General features: G+C 55.9%; 20 protein-coding genes, 2 tRNA genes and 1 other RNA gene. 13 read left to right on the plus strand and 10 right to left on the minus strand.

The window, feature by feature from the left end; all coding sequences use genetic code 11:
- Position 1 precedes the first annotated feature (1 nt).
- Both rutB and rutA read right to left on the minus strand, forming a co-directional pair.
- The gene (rutB, locus tag ACQG22_RS08515; RefSeq protein WP_013097194.1) at positions 2-691 is read right to left on the minus strand and encodes a pyrimidine utilization protein B; all 690 of its coding nucleotides are present in this window, start codon (positions 689-691) and stop codon (positions 2-4) included.
- Positions 691-1,782: a pyrimidine utilization protein A gene (gene rutA, locus ACQG22_RS08520; protein ID WP_151347615.1), complete on the minus strand. Its 1,092-nt coding sequence runs from the start codon at positions 1,780-1,782 to the stop codon at positions 691-693. The genes rutB and rutA overlap by 1 nt, the downstream gene beginning before the upstream one ends.
- Before the next feature lie 242 nt (positions 1,783-2,024).
- On the opposite strand from rutA, the gene rutR reads away from it, so the two are divergent.
- Positions 2,025-2,663, plus strand: a complete 639-nt coding sequence (rutR, locus tag ACQG22_RS08525; RefSeq protein ID WP_013097192.1) for an HTH-type transcriptional regulator RutR — start codon at positions 2,025-2,027, stop codon at positions 2,661-2,663.
- A 68-nt stretch (positions 2,664-2,731) separates the two neighbouring features.
- Here rutR and ACQG22_RS08530 read toward each other — a convergent pair whose 3' ends face one another.
- On the minus strand, positions 2,732-3,121 hold the full coding sequence (locus tag ACQG22_RS08530; protein ID WP_029882762.1) for a lysozyme inhibitor LprI family protein: 390 nt from the start codon (positions 3,119-3,121) through the stop codon (positions 2,732-2,734).
- 101 nt (positions 3,122-3,222) lie between these two features.
- Positions 3,223-7,185, minus strand: a complete 3,963-nt coding sequence (putA, locus tag ACQG22_RS08535) for a trifunctional transcriptional regulator/proline dehydrogenase/L-glutamate gamma-semialdehyde dehydrogenase (RefSeq protein WP_040023863.1) — start codon at positions 7,183-7,185, stop codon at positions 3,223-3,225.
- A gap of 422 nt (positions 7,186-7,607) precedes the next feature.
- Here putA and putP point away from each other — a divergent pair, with 422 nt between their 5' ends.
- Positions 7,608-9,116, plus strand: coding sequence for a sodium/proline symporter PutP (gene putP, locus ACQG22_RS08540; RefSeq protein WP_029882760.1), 1,509 nt, complete (start codon positions 7,608-7,610; stop codon positions 9,114-9,116).
- 117 nt (positions 9,117-9,233) lie between these two features.
- On the plus strand, positions 9,234-9,653 hold the full coding sequence (locus ACQG22_RS08545) for a DUF3574 domain-containing protein (RefSeq protein ID WP_095440289.1): 420 nt from the start codon (positions 9,234-9,236) through the stop codon (positions 9,651-9,653).
- 70 nt (positions 9,654-9,723) lie between these two features.
- Here the strand turns inward: ACQG22_RS08545 and ACQG22_RS08550 are convergent, their stop codons facing one another.
- Positions 9,724-10,908, minus strand: a complete 1,185-nt coding sequence (locus tag ACQG22_RS08550) for a NupC/NupG family nucleoside CNT transporter (RefSeq protein WP_020689647.1) — start codon at positions 10,906-10,908, stop codon at positions 9,724-9,726.
- A 250-nt stretch (positions 10,909-11,158) separates the two neighbouring features.
- On the opposite strand from ACQG22_RS08550, the gene efeU reads away from it, so the two are divergent.
- The 5 genes from efeU to ACQG22_RS08575 all read left to right on the plus strand — a co-directional run bounded on the left by efeU (position 11,159) and on the right by ACQG22_RS08575 (position 17,658).
- Complete coding sequence (efeU, locus tag ACQG22_RS08555; RefSeq protein ID WP_013097186.1) at positions 11,159-11,992, plus strand: iron uptake transporter permease EfeU; 834 nt, start codon at positions 11,159-11,161, stop codon at positions 11,990-11,992.
- A 43-nt stretch (positions 11,993-12,035) separates the two neighbouring features.
- Complete coding sequence (efeO, locus tag ACQG22_RS08560) at positions 12,036-13,163, plus strand: iron uptake system protein EfeO (RefSeq protein WP_369706428.1); 1,128 nt, start codon at positions 12,036-12,038, stop codon at positions 13,161-13,163.
- Positions 13,164-13,168: 5 nt separating this feature from the next.
- Complete coding sequence (gene efeB / locus ACQG22_RS08565; protein ID WP_038419084.1) at positions 13,169-14,452, plus strand: iron uptake transporter deferrochelatase/peroxidase subunit; 1,284 nt, start codon at positions 13,169-13,171, stop codon at positions 14,450-14,452.
- Between the two features lie 500 nt (positions 14,453-14,952).
- Positions 14,953-15,744 (plus strand): phosphate starvation-inducible protein PhoH, encoded by a 792-nt coding sequence (gene phoH, locus ACQG22_RS08570; protein WP_013097183.1) that lies wholly within the window; start codon positions 14,953-14,955, stop codon positions 15,742-15,744.
- A 408-nt stretch (positions 15,745-16,152) separates the two neighbouring features.
- Complete coding sequence (locus ACQG22_RS08575) at positions 16,153-17,658, plus strand: alanine/glycine:cation symporter family protein (RefSeq protein WP_038419085.1); 1,506 nt, start codon at positions 16,153-16,155, stop codon at positions 17,656-17,658.
- Between the two features lie 194 nt (positions 17,659-17,852).
- Here the strand turns inward: ACQG22_RS08575 and ACQG22_RS08580 are convergent.
- The 4 genes from ACQG22_RS08580 to ACQG22_RS08595 form a co-directional block, all read right to left on the minus strand.
- A non-coding RNA gene (locus ACQG22_RS08580) (RtT sRNA) lies at positions 17,853-17,990 on the minus strand.
- Between the two features lie 44 nt (positions 17,991-18,034).
- A tRNA-Ser gene (locus ACQG22_RS08585) sits at positions 18,035-18,122 on the minus strand.
- Positions 18,123-18,259: 137 nt separating this feature from the next.
- Positions 18,260-18,937, minus strand: coding sequence for an isochorismatase family protein (locus ACQG22_RS08590; protein WP_013097181.1), 678 nt, complete (start codon positions 18,935-18,937; stop codon positions 18,260-18,262).
- A 20-nt stretch (positions 18,938-18,957) separates the two neighbouring features.
- A complete protein-coding gene (locus ACQG22_RS08595; RefSeq protein WP_194500756.1) occupies positions 18,958-19,818 on the minus strand; it encodes a pirin family protein in 861 nt (286 codons plus the stop codon).
- A 109-nt stretch (positions 19,819-19,927) separates the two neighbouring features.
- Here ACQG22_RS08595 and ACQG22_RS08600 point away from each other — a divergent pair, with 109 nt between their 5' ends.
- Positions 19,928-20,833 carry a LysR family transcriptional regulator gene (locus tag ACQG22_RS08600; protein WP_029881942.1) on the plus strand — a complete coding sequence of 302 codons (906 nt, stop codon included), beginning with the start codon at positions 19,928-19,930 and terminating at the stop codon, positions 20,831-20,833.
- A 131-nt stretch (positions 20,834-20,964) separates the two neighbouring features.
- On the opposite strand, the gene ACQG22_RS08605 is transcribed toward ACQG22_RS08600, so the two are convergent.
- Positions 20,965-21,052, minus strand: a tRNA-Ser gene (locus tag ACQG22_RS08605).
- 231 nt (positions 21,053-21,283) lie between these two features.
- Here ACQG22_RS08605 and ghrA point away from each other — a divergent pair.
- The 4 genes from ghrA (at position 21,284) to ACQG22_RS08625 (ending at position 24,198) form a co-directional block, all read left to right on the plus strand.
- Complete coding sequence (gene ghrA, locus ACQG22_RS08610; protein WP_194500755.1) at positions 21,284-22,222, plus strand: glyoxylate/hydroxypyruvate reductase GhrA; 939 nt, start codon at positions 21,284-21,286, stop codon at positions 22,220-22,222.
- Between the two features lie 84 nt (positions 22,223-22,306).
- Entirely contained in the window at positions 22,307-23,044 is a 738-nt protein-coding gene (locus tag ACQG22_RS08615; protein WP_040019375.1) for a phosphatase, read from the plus strand.
- Positions 23,045-23,064: 20 nt separating this feature from the next.
- Positions 23,065-23,619: a TorD/DmsD family molecular chaperone gene (locus ACQG22_RS08620; protein ID WP_194500753.1), complete on the plus strand. Its 555-nt coding sequence runs from the start codon at positions 23,065-23,067 to the stop codon at positions 23,617-23,619.
- 96 nt (positions 23,620-23,715) lie between these two features.
- On the plus strand, positions 23,716-24,198 hold the full coding sequence (locus ACQG22_RS08625; protein ID WP_072200468.1) for a DUF1097 domain-containing protein: 483 nt from the start codon (positions 23,716-23,718) through the stop codon (positions 24,196-24,198).
- Positions 24,199-24,215: the final 17 nt, after the last annotated feature.

The raw sequence follows: 24,215 nt of genomic DNA on the forward strand, positions 1-24,215 counted from the left end.
CTCAGGCGATACGGGCGAGCGGCGGGTTCAGGGCGTCGCAAAAATCGGCGACGTTACTGACCCAGCCAAAAAAGGTTTCGATATTGAACAGCGCCGCTTTCTGGGCAAATTCCGGCCCCGCCTGATGAGTGGCGTCTTCCAGTACCACGCCGAAATACTCGAGGAAGAAGCCGTCGCGCAGGGTCGACTCCACGCAGACATTGGTGGCAATGCCGGTAAAGACCAGATGACGAATGCCCCGGCTGCGCAGCAGGCTGTCGAGTGGCGTGTTGAAAAAGCCGCTGTAGCGCGGTTTGGGCAGCACAATATCGCCTGCCTCCGGCACCAGTTCATCCACCAGCTGATAATCCCAGCCACCTTTAGCCAGCAGCTTGCCCTGCAGTTCGGGCCGTTTGCGCATGGTTTTCAGGGCGTTCGATTTGTGAAAATTGGGCGAGCCGGGGCCACCGGCTTCCACGTATTGATCGTCCCAGCCGTTCTGAAACCAGATGATGAGCATCCCGGCGGCGCGTGCGGCGGCGACGGCGGTTTTGATGTTCTCAATCACCGGCCGGGTAGCGGAGACGTCAAACCCCGCCAGATCCAGATAACCGCCGGGGCTGGCGTAGGCGTTTTGCATATCCACCACAATCAGCGCGCTCTGCGGTGCAGAAAAGGTGATGGCTTCCGGACGGGCATTAAGGGTTGTCATTACGCCACCTCCTTGGTGATGGCAGGAATGTGGGCGCGGCACTGCATCAGCGGCTGAATGCGCTCGCCGAAGGTCTCCACGCCGGTGAGGAAATCGTCGAAGGTCAGCAGAACGCCTTCCGCGCCGGGAACGGCGGCCACTTCGTCGAGCATTCTGGCAACGCTGGCATACGAGCCGACGAGCGTGCCCATGTTGATATTGACGGCAGAGGTCGGGTCGGCCATCTGGCGCACGTTGGTGTCCGCGCCGGAACGGGTATCTTTCTGGCTCTGTTCGGTGAGCCAACTCAGGGCCTCGTCGTCGGCCCCGTCCTTATAACGCTCCCATTTGGCGCGCGCGGCCTCATCGGTTTCGTCGGCAATGACCATAAACAGCACGTAAGAGCCCACATCACGGCCGGTTTTGTCGGCGGCCTCTTTCATGCGTGCGGCGGTTGGGGCGAAGGCGGCGGGGGTGTTGACACCTTTACCGAAACAGAAATTGAAGTCGGCGTATTTTGCCGAGAACGCCATTCCCGCGTCGCTCTGCCCGGCGCAGATCATCTTCATTGGTGCAGAAGGCTGCGGGCTGACGCGACAGTCATTCATGGTGAAGTAGTCACCTTTGAAATCGCTCTTGCCGGTACCCCACAGATCGCGCAGCACCTGCACGTATTCGGTAAGGTACTCATAGCGGCGCGAGAAGTACTCATCTCCCGGCCAGAGCCCCATCTGGTCGTACTCCGGCTTTTGCCAGCCGGTGACCAGATTGACGCCAAAACGCCCCCCGGAGATGGAGTCGATGGTGGAGGCCATCCGCGCGACAATGGCTGGCGGCAGGGTGAGCGTGGCGGCGGTGGCGTAGATCTGAATCCGTGACGTCACCGCCGCCAGGCCCGCCATCAGGGTGAAGGATTCCAGATTGTGATCCCAGAATTCGGTTTTGCCGCCAAAGCCGCGCAGCTTGATCATCGAAAGTGCAAAGTCGAAATGGTAGTGCTCCGCTTTTTGCACGATGGCTTTGTTCAGCTCAAAGGTCGGCATGTATTGCGGAGCAGTGGTCGAGATAAGCCAGCCGTTGTTGCCGATGGGTACAAATACGCCAATTTTCATCACGAACCTCTCTTCACTACGTTGCAGGTGAACAGGGTTTTGCAAAGGGAGTGCCAGTTTTCAAAATGGCTTTGTTATTAATGTGTTAATCAATGGTTGGTGAATTGAGCGTGACAAAAGTGGACTAAATGGTCAAAAACATTGCACACAAAACAGGCATTCATGCGCGATGGGAGTGCAGAATGTCGTGGCGAGGCGGGGGTTTTGCTATGCTGTTGGCAACGCAGAATAAGGAGAGCGGGATGACACAAGGCGCAGTGAAAACAGCAGGTAAACGTTCGCAGGCGGTGAGCGCCAAAAAGCACGCCATCCTCAGTGCGGCGCTGGAGACCTTTTCACAGTTCGGCATTCACGGCACGCGCCTGGAACAGGTGGCGGAGCAGGCCGGGGTGTCCAAAACCAATCTGCTCTACTATTACCCGTCGAAAGAGGCGCTGTATGTGGCAGTAATGCAGCAGATCCTGGATATCTGGCTGGCGCCGCTAAAGGCCTTTCGTCAGGAGTTCGCCCCGCTGGTGGCGATCAAAGAGTACATTCGCCTGAAGCTGGAGGTGTCCCGTGATTATCCGCAGGCATCCCGGCTGTTCTGTCTGGAGATGCTGCAGGGCGCGCCGCTGCTGAAGGCAGAGCTGACGGGGGATTTAAAACAGCTGGTGGACGATAAATCCGCGATCATCGCCGGGTGGGTCGCCAGCGGCAAACTGGCACCTGTCGATCCGCAGCATCTGATCTTTATGATTTGGGCCGCCACCCAGCACTATGCAGACTTTGCGGCCCAGGTTGAAGCGGTAACCGGAAAGACGCTGCAGGACGAAGCGTTTTTCCAGAGCACTCTCGAAAACGTGCAGCGGATGATTATTGAAGGGATCCGCGTGCGCTAGTTTCCCTCACCCTAACCCTCTCCCACGGGGAGAGGGGACTGTTCTGTGCTGTCTTTTATCCCTCGCCCCTATGGGGTGAGGGGACAGCTTAAGTTGCCCTCTTCACACTGCATCAGCGAGGCCAGAAACGCCTCGCGTTCCACTGTTTTCTCCGTCAGGCACTGACTAATGATCATAGGCTGCACGCTGCCTCCCTCGGTACCAGAACCGATAAAATTGCAATCCGCATCGCGCAGGGCGATCCACGCCTGCTGCGCCTTTTTCAGCAGGTCACGCTGTGGGGCCGCCGCACGCTTAATGGCGGACTGATAAGTCTGGTTGAGCTTTTTATCAGCGGCCTGGTACTGCTGCGCGCTACAGGTATTCAGTTCAAGCTGCGTAGTGGCGTTGTCGCACTCGTCCGCCAGCGCGCTGGCGCTCAGCAGCAGGGCGGCGCCTGCGAGAAATACTCTTTTCATCATCCCCTCCGTGTAAAAAAGCCGGATGCGCTGTGCTTATCCGGCCTAAGGTGAAGTTGTAACCCCGGTTAGCGTAGCGTCACCGGGGAGAGTGTACACGATTACCCGATTGTCATCAGGCTGGCGTTACCGCCCGCTGCCGCGGTGTTGACGCTGAGCGAACGCTCCACGTACAGGCGCTCCAGCAGCAGGTTGGTTTCACCGCGGGCGAAGCCCTGCACCGAAACAATCGCCCCGCTGCGGGCCGCAACCTGCTCGCACAGTTCGCGCAGCTGATCGGAATCACCGTGGTAGATAACCGCGTCAAACGGCTGCGCAAGCAGGGCATCAGGCTTCGCAAAGTGAATGCGGGCAGAAACCGCTTTCGGCAGTTGCTTCGCCAGATCGCGGTGCAGACCGTCTTCCGGCCACAGCACTTCACAGCCCGTTGCCATCGCGGCGGCCAGCTGAACCAGCGCATCCTGTTCGTTATCCGCCACGCACAGCACGCGTTCGCGCGGCATCAGCGTCCAGGTGTTGCGTTCGCCGGTAGGACCCGGCAGCAGACGCTGCGTGCCAGCCTGCGCCAGCTCGCCGTACTGCTGTGCGACAGCGCGCAGCTCAGGACGTTTTTCCGCCCAGCTGATGAGTGCTTCCAGCGGCTGCGTCAGCACGGTTTTCAACTGGACATCCACCGGATAGTCCGCGTCCTGGCGTGCCAGCGTCACGCCCAGCGCGCGCTCAGGACGGTTCGCCAGCAGACGGTACAGATAGAGCGGGCCACCCGCTTTAGGACCGGTGCCGGAGAGCCCCTCGCCGCCGAACGGCTGCACGCCCACGACCGCGCCAACCATGTTGCGGTTGACGTACAGGTTGCCCACTTTGGCGCTGCCGGTGACCTGGGCGATGGTTTCGTCGATACGGGTATGCACGCCGAGCGTCAGGCCATAGCCGGAGGCGTTGATCTGCTCAATCAATGCATTCAGGTTGTTACGGTTGTAACGCACCACGTGCAGGACCGGGCCGAAGACCTCTTTTTTCAGCTCGTCGAAGCTTGCCAGCTCGATAAGCGTAGGCGGCACAAAGGTGCCGGTCTGCCACTCGCGGGCATCTTCGCTGTTCTCGCGCACGGCCTGGAACACCGGACGGCCTTTGGCACGCATGGCCTGAATGTGGTTTTCAATATTCGCTTTGGCTTCCGCGTCGATCACCGGCCCGATATCGGTGGTGAGGCGGCCCGGGTTGCCCATGCGGCACTCGGCCATGGCACCACGCAGCATCTTCAGCGTGTGGTCGGCCACGTCGTCCTGCAGGCACAACACGCGCAGGGCGGAGCAGCGCTGACCCGCGCTGTCAAAGGCGGAGGCCAGCACGTCTACCACTACCTGCTCGGTGAGCGCGGAGGAGTCGACAATCATGGCGTTCATGCCGCCGGTTTCCGCGATGAGCGGCGTTGGGCGGCCCTGGGCATCCAGACGGGTGGCGATGTTACGCTGCAGCAGGGAGGCCACTTCGGTCGAGCCGGTAAACATCACGCCGCGCACGCGGTTATCCGCAGTGAGCTTCGCACCCACTGTTTCACCCCGCCCAGGCAGCAGCTGCACCACGCCCGCCGGTACGCCCGCTTCCAGCAGGATGTTAATCCCCTGAGCGGCAATCAGCGGGGTTTGCTCCGCCGGTTTGGCCAGCACGCTGTTGCCTGCGGCAAGCGCGGCGGCAATCTGGCCGGTGAAGATCGCCAGCGGGAAGTTCCACGGGCTGATACAGACCACAGGACCAAGCGGGCGGTGCGTTTCGTTATCGAAATCATCGCGTACCTGGCCTGCGTAGTAGTGCAGGAAGTCGACGGCTTCACGGACTTCGGCGATGGCGTTGCTGAAAGTTTTCCCCGCTTCGCGCACCAGGATACCAATGAGCGACTGCATCTGATCTTCCATCAGCACCGCGGCGCGTTCCAGAATGGCGGCACGTTCTTGCGGCGGGGTGGCGAACCAGATTGGCGCGTTGTTTACCGCGCTCTCCAGCGCCTGCTCCACTTCCGCTTCCGTGGCTTCACGCACGTAGCCGACAATATCTTTTGGCTCTGCCGGGTTGATCACCGGCTGCATCTCGCCGTCTGCGACCGGCTGTTCCAGCATCGGTTTGGCCTGCCATTTCTGCAGCGCGCTGTTGAGCAGGGCAGAAGAGAGGGACGCCAGACGGTGTTCGTTGGCGAGATCCAGACCCGCCGAGTTGATGCGGCCTTTGCCGTACAGCTCGCGCGGCAGGGCAATCTTCGGATGCGGCAGACCAATCTGGCCTTCCTGAGCCGCCATTTTCTCAACGGCCTGCACCGGATCGGCAACCAGTTCGTCCAGCGGCAGGGTGGTATCGGCAATGCGGTTAACGAAGGAGGTGTTCGCCCCGTTCTCCAGCAGACGACGCACCAGGTACGCCAGCAGGGTTTCATGGGTACCGACCGGAGCATAAATACGGCACGGACGGTTCAGCTTGCCCTCTGCCACTTTACCGGTGACCTGCTCGTAGAGCGGTTCACCCATGCCGTGCAGGCACTGGAATTCGTACTGGCCCGGATAGTAGTTCTGCCCGGCCAGGGTATAGATCGCCGCCAGGGTATGAGCATTGTGGGTAGCGAACTGCGGGTAGATCAGGTTCGGTACGCCGAGCAGTTTTTTCGCACAGGCGAGGTAAGAGACGTCGGTGTAAACCTTGCGGGTGTAAACCGGGTAGCCTTCCAGACCTTCCATCTGGGCACGTTTGATCTCGCTGTCCCAGTAAGCGCCTTTTACCAGTCGGATCATCAGGCGACGACGGCTGCGGCTGGCCAGATCAATCAGGTAATCAATAACGAACGGGCAGCGTTTCTGGTAGGCCTGAATAACAAAGCCAATTCCGTTCCAGCCTGCCAGTTCTGGCTCAAAGCACAGTTTTTCCAGCAGATCGAGCGAGATCTCCAGACGGTCTGCCTCTTCGGCGTCGATGTTGATGCCAATGTCATACTGGCGCGCCAGCAGGGTCAGGGATTTCAGGCGCGGGTAGAGCTCTTCCATCACCCGGTCGTACTGCGCGCGGCTGTAGCGCGGGTGCAGGGCGGAGAGCTTGATTGAGATGCCCGGACCTTCATAAATACCGCGGCCGTTGGACGCTTTACCGATGGCGTGGATCGCCTGCTGGTAAGAGACCATGTAGGCCTGCGCGTCGGCAGCGGTCAGGGCCGCTTCACCCAGCATGTCGTAAGAGTAGCGGAACCCTTTATCTTCCAGCTTGCGGGCGTTGGCCAGCGCTTCGGCGATGGTTTCACCGGTAACAAACTGCTCGCCCATCAGGCGCATCGCCATATCCACGCCTTTGCGGATCAGCGGTTCGCCGCTCTTGCCGATAATACGGTTCAGGGAGCGGGAGAGGTTCGCTTCGTTGTGGGTCGAGACCAGCTTGCCGGTAAACAGCAGACCCCAGGTGGCGGCGTTAACGAACAGCGACGGGCTGCGGCCAATGTGTGACTGCCAGTTGCCGTTGCTGATTTTGTCGCGGATCAGCGCATCGCGGGTGGCTTTGTCAGGGATACGCAGCAGTGCTTCTGCCAGACACATCAGCGCCACGCCTTCCTGGGAGGAGAGGGAAAACTCCTGCAGCAGGCTCTGCACCATACCGGCACGGCCGCTGGCGGTTTTCTGGTTACGCAGTTTGTCGGCCAGCTGATACGCCAGGCTGTGCGCCTGCGCGGCGACGGCTTCCGGCAGGCGAGCCTGCTCCAGCAGCATTGGCACGGCGTCCGTTTCAGCACGGCGGTACGCACCGGTAATGGCGGCGCGGCTGACTGACTGCGGCAGGATCTGCTCCGCGAACTCCAGGAACGGCTGATGATTCTCGTCGCCAGCAACCGGCGCGTCTTCGCTCTCATTGGCGGCACCTGCCAGCAGGGCGGGCAGCTCGGGCAGACCTTCGTCGCTCTCAAGCCGTTCGAGATAGTTAAAAATTGCCTGCTTGATTAGCCAGTGCGGCGTGCGGTCAATGCGGGTTGCTGCGGTCTTAATCCGTTCGCGGGTTGCGTCATCCAGCTTAACCCCCATGGTGGTCATGCCCATGCCAAAACTCCTGTTGTTCTTTGATCGTGTTCGGTGGTTAGCCTGAAATATCCACCATGTTGCAACTTTGTGCAACCGTGTTAAATGTGACCCGGCTAGCAAGCTGAAAAATGAATGGATTGTTAACGGATGGTTAGCTGGAAAAAAGCGCTGGCTTCTGCATACGAAGCCTGTTTTTATGCGGTACTTAACACTTTTAAAAGGTGCAACCCGTATAAATGTGAGCAAGTGCAACCTATAGGAAAGACATATAAAACCGGGGATGAATTTGATGTAAATGCAGTGTTAAATCGTTTGTGTGCGAGCACTGCTTACGGCAGGATACGCGCGGCCAACAGAAACACAGATACCCATCACCCCGTTCCGGTGATGACATAACAAGGCAACCCGGACGGTTGTCGCTCGACTTTTGGAGAATTTGAATGGCAATGAGCACACCGATGCTGGTGACATTTCTCGTTTATATTTTTGGCATGATCCTGATAGGGTTTTTGGCATGGCGTTCTACAAAGAACTTTGACGACTACATTCTGGGTGGCCGCAGTTTAGGCCCAATGGTGACTGCGCTTTCTGCGGGGGCATCGGACATGAGTGGCTGGCTGCTGATGGGGCTGCCGGGGGCGATTTTCATCTCCGGCATCTCTGAAAGCTGGATCGCCATTGGCCTGACTCTCGGGGCGTGGATTAACTGGAAGCTGGTAGCAGGCCGTCTGCGCGTGCATACCGAAGTGAACAACAACGCCCTGACGCTGCCGGATTATTTCACCGGCCGTTTCGAAGATAACAGCCGCATTCTGCGCATTATCTCGGCGGTGGTGATCCTGCTGTTCTTCACTATCTATTGTGCCTCCGGTATTGTGGCCGGTGCGCGTCTGTTCGAAAGCACCTTCGGCATGAGCTACGAAACCGCCCTGTGGGCCGGTGCGGCGGCTACCATCCTCTACACCTTCGTGGGTGGGTTCCTGGCGGTAAGCTGGACCGACACCGTGCAGGCGAGCCTGATGATTTTCGCCCTGATCCTGACCCCGGTGATTGTGATCTTCACCGTTGGTGGTTTTGGCGAGTCGCTGGAAGTGATCAAGCAGAAGAGCATTGAAAACGTCGATATGCTCAAAGGGCTGAACTTTGTCGCCATCGTCTCCCTGATGGGCTGGGGTCTGGGCTATTTCGGTCAGCCGCATATCCTGGCGCGCTTTATGGCGGCCGACTCTCACCACACCATCGTTCATGCGCGTCGCATCAGTATGACGTGGATGATCCTCTGCCTGGCAGGGGCGTGCGCGGTGGGCTTCTTTGGCATTGCATACTTCAACAACAACCCGGCGCAGGCGGGAGCGGTAAACCAGAACGCCGAGCGTGTGTTTATCGAGCTGGCGCAGGTGCTGTTTAACCCATGGATTGCCGGTATTCTGCTCTCCGCTATTCTGGCGGCGGTGATGTCCACCCTGAGCTGCCAGCTGCTGGTCTGCTCCAGTGCGATCACCGAAGACCTCTACAAGGCATTCCTGCGTAAAGGCGCAAGCCAGAAAGAGCTGGTGTGGGTAGGGCGCTTCATGGTGCTGGTGGTGGCGCTGGTGGCCATTGCGCTGGCGTCGAACCCGGAAAACCGCGTGCTGGGTCTGGTGAGCTACGCGTGGGCGGGCTTTGGTGCGGCGTTTGGTCCGGTGGTGCTGTTCTCCGTGATGTGGTCGCGTATGACCCGTAACGGCGCGCTGGCGGGGATGATTATCGGTGCGGTCACGGTTATCGTCTGGAAACAGTTCGCGTGGCTGGGCCTGTACGAAATTATCCCGGGCTTCATCTTCGGCAGTCTCGGTATTGTGGTCTTTAGCCTGCTGGGTAAAGCGCCGTCTGCCTCCATGCAGAAACGCTTTGCGGAAGCGGATGCCCATTACCACACTGCGCCGCCGACGAAGCTCCAGGCTGAGTAATTTTTCTTCCTGCACACTGTAAGCCGGGTGAGCGTCAGCGCCACCCGGCTTTTTTCTTGCCAAAATCCGTAATTTACGGTGATATCGCTGCACTTATAACAATGAGGATAGCGAAGCATGACAATCAAAACAGGGTTACTGGCAGCGGCATTCCTGATGCTGGCTGGCTGTACTGCACCGTCGCAGCATATGGCGACTGACACCTGCAAAGTGGATAACCAGATGCAGCAGACCACGCTTTATTTCGGCTTAAATCGTCCGGCCGGGGCGCAGATCACCCCCGACGAGTGGCAGCAGTTTGTTGACCGGGACGTGACGCCGCGTTTTCGTGACGGCTTAACGGTGTTTGATGCGCGCGGACAGTGGCTGGGCAACGACGGTAAAGTGGCGCGTGAGCCGAGCAAGGCGTTGATGCTGATCCACGGAAAAGATGCGCAGAGCGAGAAGAACATTGAGGCGTTACGCGGGATCTATAAATCCCGCTTTGCGCAGGAGTCGGTGATGCGGGTCGATCAGCCGGTGTGTGTGCAGTTTTAATGAAAACGGCGGGATAACCCGCCGTTGTTGTATCGTAGGCCGGGATCGCTGTGCGCCACCCGGCATCACATCACAGCACCAGGCCCGCAAAGCTCGCCGACAGCAAACTCACCAGCGTCGCGCCATACACCAGACGCAGACCAAACCGCGACACCACGTTGCCCTGCTGCTCGTTCAGGCCCTTGATTGCACCTGCGACAATACCGATAGAGGCGAAGTTGGCGAACGACACCAGGAACACGGATAAAATCCCCAGCCCGCGCGGTGACATCTGATGCGCAATTTTTTGCAGCTCAATCATCGCCACAAATTCATTCGCTACCAGCTTAGTTGCCATAATACTGCCGGCATTTAAGGCATCGCTCAGCGGAATACCCACCAGCCACGCCAGCGGATAAAACACATAGCCTAGGATCTGCTGGAAGCTCATGCCAAATACGCTGGAGAAGAGGGCGTTAATGGCGCTAATAAGCGCAATAAAGCCAATCAGCATCGCCAGAATAATCATCGCCACTTTAAAACCGGCCAGAATATACTCGCCCAGCATTTCGAAGAAGCTCTGGGATTCATGCAGTTTTTCGAGCTTAATATCCGGCTCCGCTTCCGGGCGAACCGGGTTGATGACGGAGAGAATAATAAAGGTGCTGAACATGTTCAGAATGAGCGCCGCCACCACAAATTTAGCGTCGAGCATGGTCATATAGGCACCGACAATCGACAGGGAGACGGTCGACATGGCCGTGGCCGCCATGGTGAACAAACGACGTGACGAGAGATCGCCCAGTACGCCCTTGTAGGCAATAAAGTTTTCAGACTGTCCGAGGATCAGCGAACTCACCGCGTTAAAGGATTCCAGCTTGCCCATGCCGTTCAGTTTTGACAGCAGCGTGCCAATCAGCCGAATAAAAATCGGCAAAATGCGCCAGTGCTGAAGAATACCAATGAGTGCGGAGATAAAAATAATCGGGCAAAGCACGCCGAGGAAAATGAACGCCAGCCCTTTTTCACCCATTCCGCCAAAGACGAAATTGGTCCCTTCGCCGGCAAATTTCAGCAGTGATTCAAAGAAACCGGAGACGTATTTAATCAGGAATAACCCGCTTTCGGCGTGCAGGAAAAAGAACGCCAGCGCAATTTCAATAACGATCAGCTGTAAAACAAAGCGAATGCGAATTTTTCGGCGGTCAAAACTTACCAGCCAGGCAAGCGCAAGAATAATCACCAGCGCCAGCAGGAAATGGACAATCTTAAACATGGTTTATTTTCGGTTAGTTTGCGAGGCGGATATTTAGCCACAGCGCTGATTAACCGTAAATGGGCATTTTCGTTATACCTTATAAACCGGAACGTCACGAGCGCAACTATTACCCCGCGATGCGTTTACAACTCGTCATCAAAAACCACACATTTCGCTTGTTTTTCTTATCGCCGTAATGATAATCACTATCACAAGAATTTACCTTTCTTTGCATCAGTTGACCGCGATAAACATTAAAGGTGTCTGCATGTTTGTTCCATTTCTCATTATGTTACGCGAAGGCCTGGAAGCGGCCCTCATTGTTAGCCTCATCGCCAGTTATCTGAAGCGAACCCAGCGCGGACGCTGGATTGGGGTGATGTGGATAGGGGTTTTCCTCGCCGCTGCGCTCTGTCTGGGCCTGGGCATTCTGATCAATGAAACCACCGGTGAATTCCCGCAGAAAGAGCAGGAGCTGTTCGAAGGTATCGTTGCGGTGATAGCGGTGGTGATCCTCACCTGGATGGTGTTCTGGATGCGTAAAGTCTCGCGTAACGTGAAGGTGCAGCTGGAGCAGGCGGTAGATAATGCCCTGCAGAAGGGAAATCATCACGGCTGGGCGCTGATCATGATGGTTTTTTTCGCCGTGGCGCGTGAAGGTCTGGAATCCGTATTCTTCCTGCTGGCTGCCTTTCAGCAGGATGTGGGGATCTGGCCACCGCTGGGGGCGATGCTGGGGCTGGCAACGGCCGTGGTGCTGGGTTTCCTGCTCTACTGGGGCGGCATTCGCCTGAACCTGGGGGCCTTCTTTAAATGGACCAGCCTGTTCATTTTGCTGGTGGCCGCAGGGCTGGCGGCAGGGGCGATCCGCGCTTTCCATGAGGCGGGTCTGTGGAACCACTTCCAGGATGTGGCGTTCGATCTTAGCAATGTTCTTTCTACCCATTCACTGACCGGCACGCTGCTCGAAGGGATCTTCGGCTATCAGGAAACGCCAAGCGTCAGTGAAGTGGCGATGTACTTTATCTATCTTATTCCGGCGCTGGCGCTGTTCTTTATGCCATCGCGCCCCAGTGCTCAGCCGTCGCGTACTGCGCCCTGATGTGCTTACTGTAGTTACAACATACTTTTAAAAGGGAAGGGTCATGGCAATTCAATTTCGTCGTAGTGCGTTACAGGTTGGTGTGGCAGCGCTTGTTGCTTCTGCCTTCGCCGCTCAGGCTGCTGATATTCCACAGGTCAAGGTGACGGTGAATGATAAGCAGTGTGAGCCGATGACCATTACGGTCAACAGCGGTAAGACACAATTTATTATTCAGAACCACAGCCAGAAAGCGCTGGAGTGGGAAATTCTCAAAGGCGTGATGGTCGTGGAAGAGCGCGAAAATATCGCGCCGGGCTTTAGCCAGAAAATGACGGCTAACCTGCAGCCGGGTGAATATGACATGACCTGCGGTCTGCTGACCAACCCGAAAGGTAAGCTCATCGTTAAGGGGAATGCCACAGCGGATGCCGCGAAAGGCACGGCCCTGCTGAGCCTGGGCGATGCCATCACCGCTTATAAAGCGTACGTCGTCAAAGAGACGGCAGACCTGGCGGCGGGAACCAAAGCCTTTACGGATGCGGTGAAAGCGGGCGATATCGACAAAGCGAAATCCCTGTATGCGCCCACCCGTCAGCACTACGAGCGCATTGAGCCGATTGCGGAGCTGTTCTCCGATCTTGATGGCAGTATTGATGCCCGTGAAGACGATTACGAGCAGAAAGCGGCCGATCCAAAATTCACCGGCTTCCACCGTCTGGAGAAAGCCCTGTTTGGCGATAACTCCACCAAAGGGATGGAGAAGTATGCCGATCAGCTCAACAGCGACGTGCTGGAGCTGCAAAAGCGCATCAGCGAGCTGGCCTTCCCGCCATCTAAAGTGGTGGGCGGTGCGGCCGGACTGATTGAAGAAGTGGCCGCCAGCAAAATCAGCGGTGAAGAAGATCGCTACAGCCACACTGATCTGTGGGATTTCCAGGCGAACGTCGATGGCGCGCAGAAAATTGTTAACCTGCTGCGCCCACAGCTGCAGAAAGAGAATAGCGAGCTGCTGGCAAAAGTGGATGCCAACTTTAAGAAAGTCGACACCATTCTGGCGAAGTACCGCACCAAAGACGGGTCTGAAACCTACGACAAACTGACCGACGCCGACCGTAACGCGCTGAAAGGCCCGATTACCACCCTGGCGGAAGATCTCTCCCTGCTGCGTGGCGTACTGGGTCTGGACTAAGCACGATGAACAAGCATGACGAATACGACGTGGCAGAACCGTCACGTCGTCGGTTGTTGAAAGGGGTAGGGGCGCTGGGGGGCGCATTTGCCCTGGCCGGAGGGTGTCCGGTGGCGCATGCGGTAAAACCGCAAAGTGCGCCCGGTACGCTGTCACCGGATGCCCGTATGGAGACGCAGCCTTTCTATGGCGAACATCAGGCGGGCATTCTGACACCACAGCAGGCCTCCATGATGCTGGTGGCCTTTGATTCGCTGGCAAGTGATAAAGCTGACCTGGAGCGCCTGTTTCGCCTGCTGACCACGCGCATCGCGTTTTTGACTGCAGGGGGACCGGCGCCAGAAACGCCAAATCCACGACTGCCGCCTATGGACTCGGGGATCTTAGGGTCGTTCATCGCCCCGGATAATCTGACCATTACGGTGTCGCTGGGCGAATCGCTGTTTGATGAACGTTACGGGCTGGCAAAACAGAAGCCGAAAGCGCTGCAAAAAATGACGCGTTTCCCGAATGATTCTCTGGATGCTGCTCTCTGCCACGGCGATCTGCTCCTGCAGATTTGCGCTAACACGCAGGACACGGTGATCCACGCTCTGCGGGATATCATCAAACACACGCCTGATCTGTTGAGCGTGCGCTGGAAGCGGGAAGGGTTTATCTCTGACCATGCTGCCCGCAGCAAAGGCAAAGAGACGCCGGTGAACCTGCTGGGCTTTAAGGATGGCACCGCCAACCCGGACAGCAGCAACGGCGCGCTAATGAAAGAGGTCGTCTGGGTCACAGCCGATCAGGGTGAGCCTGCCTGGGCCGTCGGCGGGAGCTATCAGGCGGTGCGGGTGATTCAGTTCCATGTGGAATTCTGGGATCGCACGCCGCTTAAAGAGCAGCAGACGATCTTTGGCCGTGACAAGCAGAGCGGGGCGCCGCTTGGCATGAAGCACGAGCATGATGTGCCGGATTACGCCAGCGATCCTAATGGCGATACCATTGCGCTGGACAGCCATATCCGGCTGGCGAATCCGCGCACCAAAGAGACGCAGTCAAGCCTGATGATGCGCCGGGGCTATAGCTACTCGCTGGGGGTGACCAATTCCGGTCAGCTGGATATGGGGCTGCTGTTTGTCTGCTATCAGCACGATCTGGAGAAGGGCTTCCTCACCGTGCAGAAGCGGTTAAACGGCGAAGCGCTGGAAGAGTACGTTAAACCTATCGGCGGCGGCTATTTCTTCGCGCTGCCAGGCGTGCGCGATTCAAACGCCTGGCTCGCGCAAGGGCTGATAGAAGCCTGATAATTGTCCCTGCGATAGTTCGTGGGGACATTATTTTTTCATATGACTATCCCTCTGTTATATTTCTGTAATATTCCTGTATGAGACTGTTTTCAACTGCAGGAGCAGTCTTAAAAGTTGCATTCAGGTAAAATAAATGTTGCATTTATGATAATCCCTGATGTACTTAAGATAAGACAGCGGTAGTTCCCGGCAGTGATGCTGAATCACTATGGAGATCGCGAATGGTATCGTCCTGTACTGGACAATGTAAACACAACAACCGCAGTACCCGGCGCGGAGGCTCAGACTCCGGCAGCGATTTCCTCACCACTAAATTCTCCCCTTCTATTCAGAAACCAGATTCTACCGACGTGCAGAATGGTGCGCGTAGCTATTCTGTATCGTCATCCGGCAAGGCAAGCAATGGCTTACAAGGAAGCCAACCCTCTGATGTTCGTGCGCATAATCGTGCCGAAACTGGCGCGTGTGATGAATACCAACAACTCAAGGTGCTATCCATGGGAAGACAAAAAGCAGTGATCAAAGCTCGTCGCGAAGCAAAACGTGTGCTGAGACGGGATTCACGTAGTCATAAACAGCGTGAAGAAGAATCGGTCACCTCGCTTGTGCAGATGAGTGGCGTAGAAGCAATTGGCATGGCGCGGGACAGCCGTGATAATTCCCCAATTGTGGCGCGCAATGAGGCTCAGGCGCACTACCTGAATGCTATCGAGAGTAAACAGCTCATCTTTGCAACCGGTGAAGCCGGATGCGGGAAAACCTGGATCAGTGCAGCCAAAGCAGCGGAGGCCCTGATCCATAAGGACGTGGAGAGAATTATTGTTACCCGTCCGGTACTGCAAGCTGATGAAGATCTCGGCTTCTTACCCGGTGACATATCGGAGAAGTTTGCCCCTTACTTCAGGCCCGTATATGACGTGCTGGTGAAGCGACTGGGTGCATCCTTTATGCAGTACTGCCTGCGACCAGAGATTGGCAAGGTGGAAATCGCGCCGTTCGCCTATATGCGCGGACGTACATTTGAAAATGCGGTCGTCATTCTTGACGAGGCTCAGAACGTGACCGCTGCGCAAATGAAGATGTTCTTAACGCGCCTCGGGGAGAACGTGACGGTTATCGTCAATGGCGATATTACCCAGTGCGACCTGCCATCCGGCGTGAAATCCGGCTTGAGCGACGCCATGTCACGTTTTGAGGAAGACGACATGATTGGGGTAGTACGCTTTACCAAAGAAGATTGTGTGCGGTCGGCGCTGTGCCAGCGCACGCTGGAAGTCTATTCCGACTGACGGTAAAACATCGCCGTTTTACCGCTCACCTGTCATCCCTTCCCGGCGTAATGCCGGGAAGCTTCTTTTATTTCTTCTCACGACTCGCGTCTGGTTGTCTTTTAAAAGATTGCCTGTCTTGCGGAATTCATCATGTCGGTTATTCATTTTTGACGCTGGTTTTTTATCACGCTCAGCGAAATGTGATGTGTATTTATAATATCCACAAAGTACCCATGAATATCATGATCGCGCTAATTGTTCGCTCAAATTTAAACGTGAATGTTGTCACATAATGTTACTAAGATGTGAAAATTAAGTTGGTGTATTGTGTCTAATTCTCTATGTTTCGTACTGATTCAAACAACATTCTAACAAGAAAATCCCATGGGGAACCGTTTCCCTGGAACATCACGTTGAGGGTCATACATGAACGAACTGGTTGGTGCAATTAACGGTGTTATCTGGAGCCCGGCGTTAATATTTTTATGTCTGGGTGTCGGCCTCTATTTCTCATTACGTAGTCGTTTTTTGCAGTTACGTCATATAAAACATATGATTACCTTGATGTTTCAGGGGCGTCCTACCGATGCTGGTGTATCGTCGTTCCAGGCACTGACGATGACGCTGGCAGGGCGTGTAGGGACCGGGAACATTGCTGGCGTCGCCACCGCTATTACCTTCGGTGGACCGGGCGCACTTTTCTGGATGTGGATTGTGGCGTTTTTGGGGGCCAGCTCTGCGTTTGTGGAATCTACGTTGGGCCAGGTTTATAAAGAAAAAATTAACGGTGAATATCGTGGCGGTCCTGCCTTTTATATTGAAAAAGGATTAGGCGTTAAATGGTATGCATGGTTATTTGCCGTCGTCACCATTTTCTCCTGCGGTTTATTACTGCCAGGGGTACAAGCAAACTCGATTGGTGCCAGCCTGGATATTGCATTTGGGCTTGATCCAAATGTCACGGCAGCATTACTTGCCGTACTGTTAAGTTTTATTATTTTTGGTGGTGTAAAAAGGATCGCCAGTTTTAGCAGTATGGTCGTTCCGTTTATGGCGCTTGGCTATATTATTGTGGCTTGCGTTATTATCGCCATTAATATTACCGAGCTTCCTGGTGTGATTCTGTTGATCTGGAAAAGCGCTTTTGGTCTGGAAGCTGGTTTTGGTGCCATTCTTGGTCAGGCTATCATGTGGGGCGTTAAGCGCGGGGTCTATTCCAATGAGGCGGCGCAAGGTACCGGGCCGCATGCGTCATCTGCGGCGGCAGTGAGCCATCCGGTGAAGCAGGGGCTGGTTCAGGCTTTCTCGGTCTATATCGACACGCTGTTTGTCTGCTCGGCGACCGGGTTTATGCTGTTGATCACCGGTCTGTATAACGTCCAGGGCATTGACGGTGCTGCACTCTACACCGGTATTTCCGGCGTGGCAGCAGGGCCTGGCTATGTGCAGACGGCAATGGAAAGTATGATGCCAGGCTTTGGTAATTACTTTGTTGCTGTTGCGCTGTTCTTCTTCGCCTTCACCACCATTATTGCTTACTACTATATTGCTGAAACTAATATCGCCTTCATCAACCGTAAAATTCACCGTCCATGGCTGACGTTCGTGCTCAAATTATGCCTGATGGCTTCAACGGTATATGGCACAGTTCGTACGGCGGATCTGGCATGGGGGCTGGGGGATATTGGGGTAGGGCTGATGGCATGGCTTAACATTATTGCCATTGTGCTTTTACATAAAAAAGCGTTTGCCAGCCTTAAGGATTATGAAATTCAGAATGCGCAGGGGGTGGATCCGCACTTTGACCCGATTCGACTGGGGATTAAAAATGCGGATTACTGGCTGGAAGAGCGTAAAGATGAACCTGCTGCGAATCCAGAACAGACGACTTCTGTCGTGAGAGAGCAGAACGCAGGGAAACTGAACAATTAATCGTGGTAGCCCGTATTAATTTACGGGCCCATGGGTCTTGTAGGCCGGGTAAGCGTTAGCGCCACCCGGCGAATAAGGCGACTACGTTGCTGAACTGTCTTTGTCGAACCCCGGTCGGGGATTCTCATCCTCCCCCTTTCGGAGACTATAAAAGAAAAAAGCCCGTACTTTCGTACGAGCTCTTGTCTTGAATATGGCGGTGAGGGGGGGATTGACTCGCTTCGCTCGCCCTTCGGGCAGCCTGTTCGCTGCGCTCGCAGTCTGTCCAACTGGCTGTCGCCAGTTGTCGAACCCCGGTCGGGGGTTCTCATCCCCCCCTTTCGGAGACTATAAAAGAAAAAAGCCCGTACTTTCGTACGAGCTCTTGTCTTAAATATGGCGGTGAGGGGGGGATTCGAACCCCCGATACGTTGCCGTATACACACTTTCCAGGCGTGCTCCTTCAGCCACTCGGACACCTCACCATATTGTTTTGCTGCCTGACCGCTTGGGGGGCAACGGGGCGCTACTATAGGGAGTTGCGCTAAAACGGTCAAGCAGATTTTCAGCTTTAGTGCGTGTTCGGTTAAGCCTTAATCAGCTTTGGTCACAGCACGGGCGCTTAACGCTGTGAATCGAGCGCTTCGCTGTTTTTCACCACTTCCTGCGCCTTACCGTAGCTCTCGATCAGCAGCTGGTACGCCGGGAAAATGTGCGTGTAGACTTCTGCCCACTCGGCCGCATCTTCACGGTTCCATGTCCGCTGGATCTCAGAGGCAACGGCCGCCGTATCCATTGGCACCACGCCCGCCTGCACCACACGGGCCAGGGTGATCTCCTGCGCCATTTTGCTGTAAGTACCGGACGCATCAATCACCGCAAAGACTTTATAGCCATCCGCCACTGCGCTAATCGACGGAAATGCCATGCAGACGCTGGTGATGGTACCGGCGATAATCAACGTCTTACGTCCGGTGGCTTTAACCGCAGCCACAAATTCCGGGTTATCCCAGGCGTTGATCTCCCCTTTACGTGCCACATACCGTGCATGCGGCGCGTTGGCATGAATTTCCGGGATGAGCGGACCGTTCGGGCCCTGCGGGACGGAAGCGGTGGTGATCACCGGGATGTTCGCAAGCGTCGCGATTTTCGCCAGAGCCGCCGCACGGGCACGCAGCTCTGGCATCGGCATATCGCCGACGGTCTGGAACAGGCCACTCTGGTGGTCGATAAGCAACATCACCGCATCGTTCACATCAATGATCGGACGTGCTCCATTAAAGTTGGCAGGTGTAGACATGTTCATCTCCTTTATTACGGTTAGATCTGGCCGAAACGGCCGGAGTTGAAATCACGAATGGCTTCATTGATTTCGGTTTTACTGTTCATCACGAACGGGCCGTAGCCCACAATCGGTTCATTCAGCGGCGCACCGGCCATCAGCAGTACTTTGGCATCGCTGCTGGCTTCCAGGTGTAACCTGTCACCTTCCTGACTCATGACCACCAGCTGTGCTTCTCCCGCGTGAGCCGTACCGTTCACCGTGACATGGCCTTCCAGCACCACCAGCGCCGTGCTCCAGCCCTCTGGCTGACTCAGCGTGACGTGGCTGCCCTGGTTGAGGGCAATGTCCCACACGTTCAGCGGTGAGAAGGTATGCGCCGGTCCGCTAACATCGTCGTAGTGACCAGCGATAACCCGCAGCGAGCCGCTGTTGTCGGGCAGCGTCACCACCGGGATATCGGCTTTGGTAATGCTCTGATAGCCCGGCGTGGCCATTTTTTCTTTCGCCGGCAGGTTGACCCAAAGCTGCATCATCTTGAGCTCTCCGCCTTTGTGCGCGAACGCGCTGGAGTGGAACTCTTCATGCAGAATGCCTGCACCGGCTGTCATCCACTGCACGTCGCCCGGACCAATGACGCCGCCTCTGCCGGTGGAGTCGCGATGCTCCACTTCGCCGGAATAGACAATGGTGACCGTTTCAAAACCACGATGCGGATGCTCGCCCACCCCGCGTTTTGTGCCGTCCGCCGGGAAGGTATGTGGGCCTGCGTAGTCCAGCAGTAAGAACGGGCTCAGCGACTCGCCGTGTGTCTGATAAGAAAACATCGAACGCACCGGGAAACCATTGCCAACCCAGTGTTGACGGGGGGCGGTATAGACGCCTGTTACGTTTTTCATGATGAACTCCTGATGTTCTGTTGATGTAATTAGCTTATATTCAGAGTTAATGTTCCGGTAGAGAGTGAAAATGGCATTCACTGTTCTGAAAATAGAACGATGAGGATTTATGCAGGATCTCAATGACTTTGTGTGGTTTGTGAAAGTGGTCGACTACGGTGGTTTTGCAGCAGCAGGGCGGGCACTCGATCTGCCTAAGTCCAGACTGAGCCGCCGTATTGCGCAGCTTGAAGAGCGGCTCGGCGTGCGGTTAATTCAACGTACAACGCGACAATTTACGGTAACGGAGGTCGGGCAGACGTTCTATCAACACTGCAAAGCCATGATGGTTGAAGCGGAAGCAGCGGAAGAAGCCGTGGCCGCGCTGCAGGCGGAACCGCGCGGTATCGTCAGGCTCACCTGTCCTGTCACGTTGTTGCATGTGCATGTTGGCCCGATGCTGGCGCGCTTTATGGTGCGCTATCCCGGGATCAACCTTCAGCTGGAAGCAACGAACCGGCGGGTGGATCTGGTGGGGGAGGGTGTGGATGTGGCGATCCGCGTGCGTCCCCGTCCGTTTGATGACAGCGATCTGGTATTACGGGTGCTTGCCGACCGGGGACATTGCCTGGTCGCGGGCCCGGCCTTGATTGAACGCCTGGGAAAACCGTCGATGCCGTCAGAACTCAGCGCCTGGCCCGGGTTGAGTATGGGCGAGGGTAAGCATATCCATAAATGGCAATTATGCGGCCCGGAAGGCGCGAAAGCAGAAATCCATTTTTCCCCGCGCCTGATTACCACCGACATGCTGGCGCTGCGTGAAGCGGCCATGGCGGGCATCGGTGTGGTGCAACTGCCGATATTGATGGTGAAAGATCAGCTGGCATCAGGAGAGCTGATTCGGGTGCTGGAGGCGTGGGAGCCAAAAAGAGAAGTGATTCATGCGGTTTATCCATCAAGACGCGGATTACTGCCGTCCGTCAGGGCGCTGGTGGATTTTCTTACAGAAGAGTATGCACGGATGGTTGAAGAGTAGTTTTTTGTAGGTCGGGTAAGCGCAGCGCCACCCGACATGAAGAGCGCAGGGGCTCAAGGTTCTCATCCCGCCGCAAGCGAGCAACATGCGAAAAAAAAGCCCGCATTTTCATGCGAGCTCTTCTTTAAATATGGCGGTGAGGGGGGGATTCGAACCCCCGATACGTTGCCGTATACACACTTTCCAGGCGTGCTCCTTCAGCCACTCGGACACCTCACCATATTGTCATCCCGTTGTTGTCGGGACGGGCGCTAATTTAAGGAAAAGCCGAACAGCCGTCAACACACTTTTTCAGTAAATTAGCGCATTTAGACAAACTTCAAACAACATGATTCTTAAATGTGCTGAAAGCGCCTTTTTTATCGGCAACGCGGTCCGGCGATAAATTTGTTATGCTGGCAATCCAGTTGAAAATGAAAATAAAACAGCGCAAAAAAGGCAGGAATGAGTATGGATATTATCTTCTATCACCCCACTTTTGATACGGCTTACTGGATTAAGGCACTTTCGGCAGCGTTACCGGGGGCGCGCGTGCGTGAATGGAAGCGTGGTGATAACGAACATGCAGACTACGCGCTGGTCTGGCATCCCCCGGTCGAGATGCTCCAGGGGCGCAAGCTGAAGGCCGTTTTTGCCCTCGGTGCCGGTGTGGATTCCATTCTGAGCAAACTGAAAGCGCACCCTGAAATGCTGCCGGAGGAAATCCCCCTGTTCCGCCTGGAAGATACCGGCATGGGCCAGCAAATGCAGGAATATGCCGTGAGTCAGGTGCTGCACTGGTTCCGGCGTTTTGACGATTATCAGGCCTTAAAACTGCAATCCCGTTGGGAGCCGCTGCCAGAATATCAACGTGAAGAGTTTACCATCGGTATTCTCGGGGCGGGCGTGCTCGGCTCAAAAGTGGCCGAAGCGCTGGCACCGTGGGGCTTCCCGCTGCGCTGCTGGAGCCGCAGCCGCAAGAACTATCCTGGCGTTGAGAGTTTTGCCGGAACAGATGAACTCCCGGCGTTTCTGAAGGGGACGCGCGTACTGATCAATCTGCTGCCGAATACGGCGGAAACGGTCGGCATTATTAATAGCGCGCTTCTGAATCAGCTGGCGGATCAGAGTTACGTGATGAATCTGGCGCGCGGGGTTCATCTGGTGGAAGCCGATCTCCTCAAAGCTCTTCATGGTGGCAAGGTGAAAGGCGCGATGCTGGATGTGTACAGCCGCGAGCCGTTGCCGGCAGAGAGCCCGCTGTGGGCACATCCGCGCGTGGCGATGACCCCACACGTCGCCGCCGTGACGCGTCCGGCAGAGGCGGTGGCCTATATTACGCACACCATCAGTGAGATAGAGCAGGGCAACGCGGTGACCGGGCAGGTCGACAGAACGCGCGGCTACTGAGTGAAACCCGGCGTTAGCCGGGTTTTTGCTAATAATCGCAGCAGATAACTGCTATCCTTTGGAAAAACCGCAGAGGAGAGAGAGATGTATCCCGTTGACCTGCATATGCACACCGTCGCCAGCACCCACGCGTATAGCAACCTCCATGATTACATTGCGCAAGCGAAGCTCAAGGGCATCAGGCTTTTTGCGATCACCGATCATGGCCCGGATATGGCGGATGCGCCGCACTACTGGCATTTTGTGAATATGCGGATCTGGCCACGCCTGGTGGATGGTATTGGGATACTGCGTGGCATTGAGGCGAACATTAAAAATACCGACGGTGAGATCGACTGCACCGGCCCGATGCTGACATCTCTTGACCTTATTCTCGCCGGTTTCCATGAACCTGTCTTTGCGCCTCAGGATAAAGAAACCAATACCGCAGCTATGATTGCCACCATTGCCAGCGGCAACGTGCATATTATTAGCCACCCCGGCAACCCGAAGTACCCAATTGATATTCAGGCTGTCGCGCAGGCGGCAGCGAAGCATCACGTGGCGCTGGAGATTAACAACTCCTCCTTCGTGCACTCGCGTAAGGGCAGTGAAGCGAACTGCCGCGAAGTGGCGGCCGCAGTGCGTGATGCAGGAGGCATGGTGGCGCTGGGTTCAGATTCCCATACTGCGTTCACACTGGGTGATTTCAGCGAGTGCCTGAAAGTGCTGAATGATGTTAACTTCCCGGAAGCGCAAATCCTGAACGTGACCCCTCGTCGCATGCTCGATTTCCTTGAGTCGCGCGGAATGGAACCGATTGCCGAATTTGCCGATCTTTAATTGTGTAATGGAATAAAAAAATGAATGAGTTTTCCATCCTTTGCCGCGTGCTGGGTACGCTGTACTACCGCCAGCCTCAAGACCCGCTGCTGGTCCCGCTCTTTACATTAATTCGTGAAGGGAAACTGGCGCAGAACTGGCCGCTGGAACAGGATGATTTACTGGAGCGCCTGCAGAAAAGCTGCGACATGCAGCAAATCTCCACAGATTACCACGCGCTGTTTGTGGGGGAAGAGTGCCGTGTTTCACCTTACCGCTCTGCCTGGCAGGAAGGGGCAACGGAAGCGGAAGTGCGCGCTTTTCTTTCAGAGCGCGGCATGCCGCTGACCGACACGCCTGCCGATCATATCGGTACGCTGCTGCTGGCCGCATCCTGGATTGAGGACCACGCCGGTGACGATGAGAACGAAGCCATCGAAACCTTGTTCGAAATGTACCTGCTGCCGTGGGTCGGGACATTCCTTGGGAAAGTTGAAGCGCATGCCACCTCGCCATTCTGGAGAACGCTGGCTCCCCTGACGCGTGACGCCATCGCTGCAATGTGGGATGAGCTGGAAGAAGAGAATGAAGAGTGATCATGATCACATTAGTTATGCAACGCAACGCATCATCTTGCATATAATGTGCTTCTGATCTCATTTCCATGGCTCGCTTCTGCTAAGATGCGCGCCATGAACATATTACTTTGTATCGCACTCACAACAGGTATCCTCTCCGGGCTTTGGGGATGGGTAGCCGTCTCTCTCGGACTACTCAGCTGGGCTGGATTTCTCGGCTGCACGGCCTACTTCGCCTGCCCGCAGGGTGGGATCAAAGGGCTTTTTATCTCTGGCTGCACGCTGATGAGCGGCGTTATCTGGGCGCTGGTTATCATGAAGGGCAGTGCGCTCGCTCCGCATCTGGAGATCCTCGGCTATATCATGACGGGTGTGGTCGCCTTTTTGATGTGCGTTCAGGCAAAGCATCTGTTGCTGTCGTTTGTACCCGGCACGTTTATGGGGGCGTGTGCCACCTTTGCGGGGCAGGGTGACTGGAAGCTGGTGGTCCCCTCGCTGGCGCTGGGGTTGCTGTTTGGCTATGCCATGAAGAACAGTGGTCTGTGGCTGGCGGCACGACGAGAAAAAGCGCAAAACGTGCCAGCGGTGAGTGAATAAAAAAAGGCGAGATAACT

This window comes from Enterobacter cloacae complex sp. 309I3 (genome assembly GCF_050031595.1).
Taxonomy (GTDB): Bacteria; Pseudomonadota; Gammaproteobacteria; order Enterobacterales; family Enterobacteriaceae; genus Enterobacter; species Enterobacter cloacae.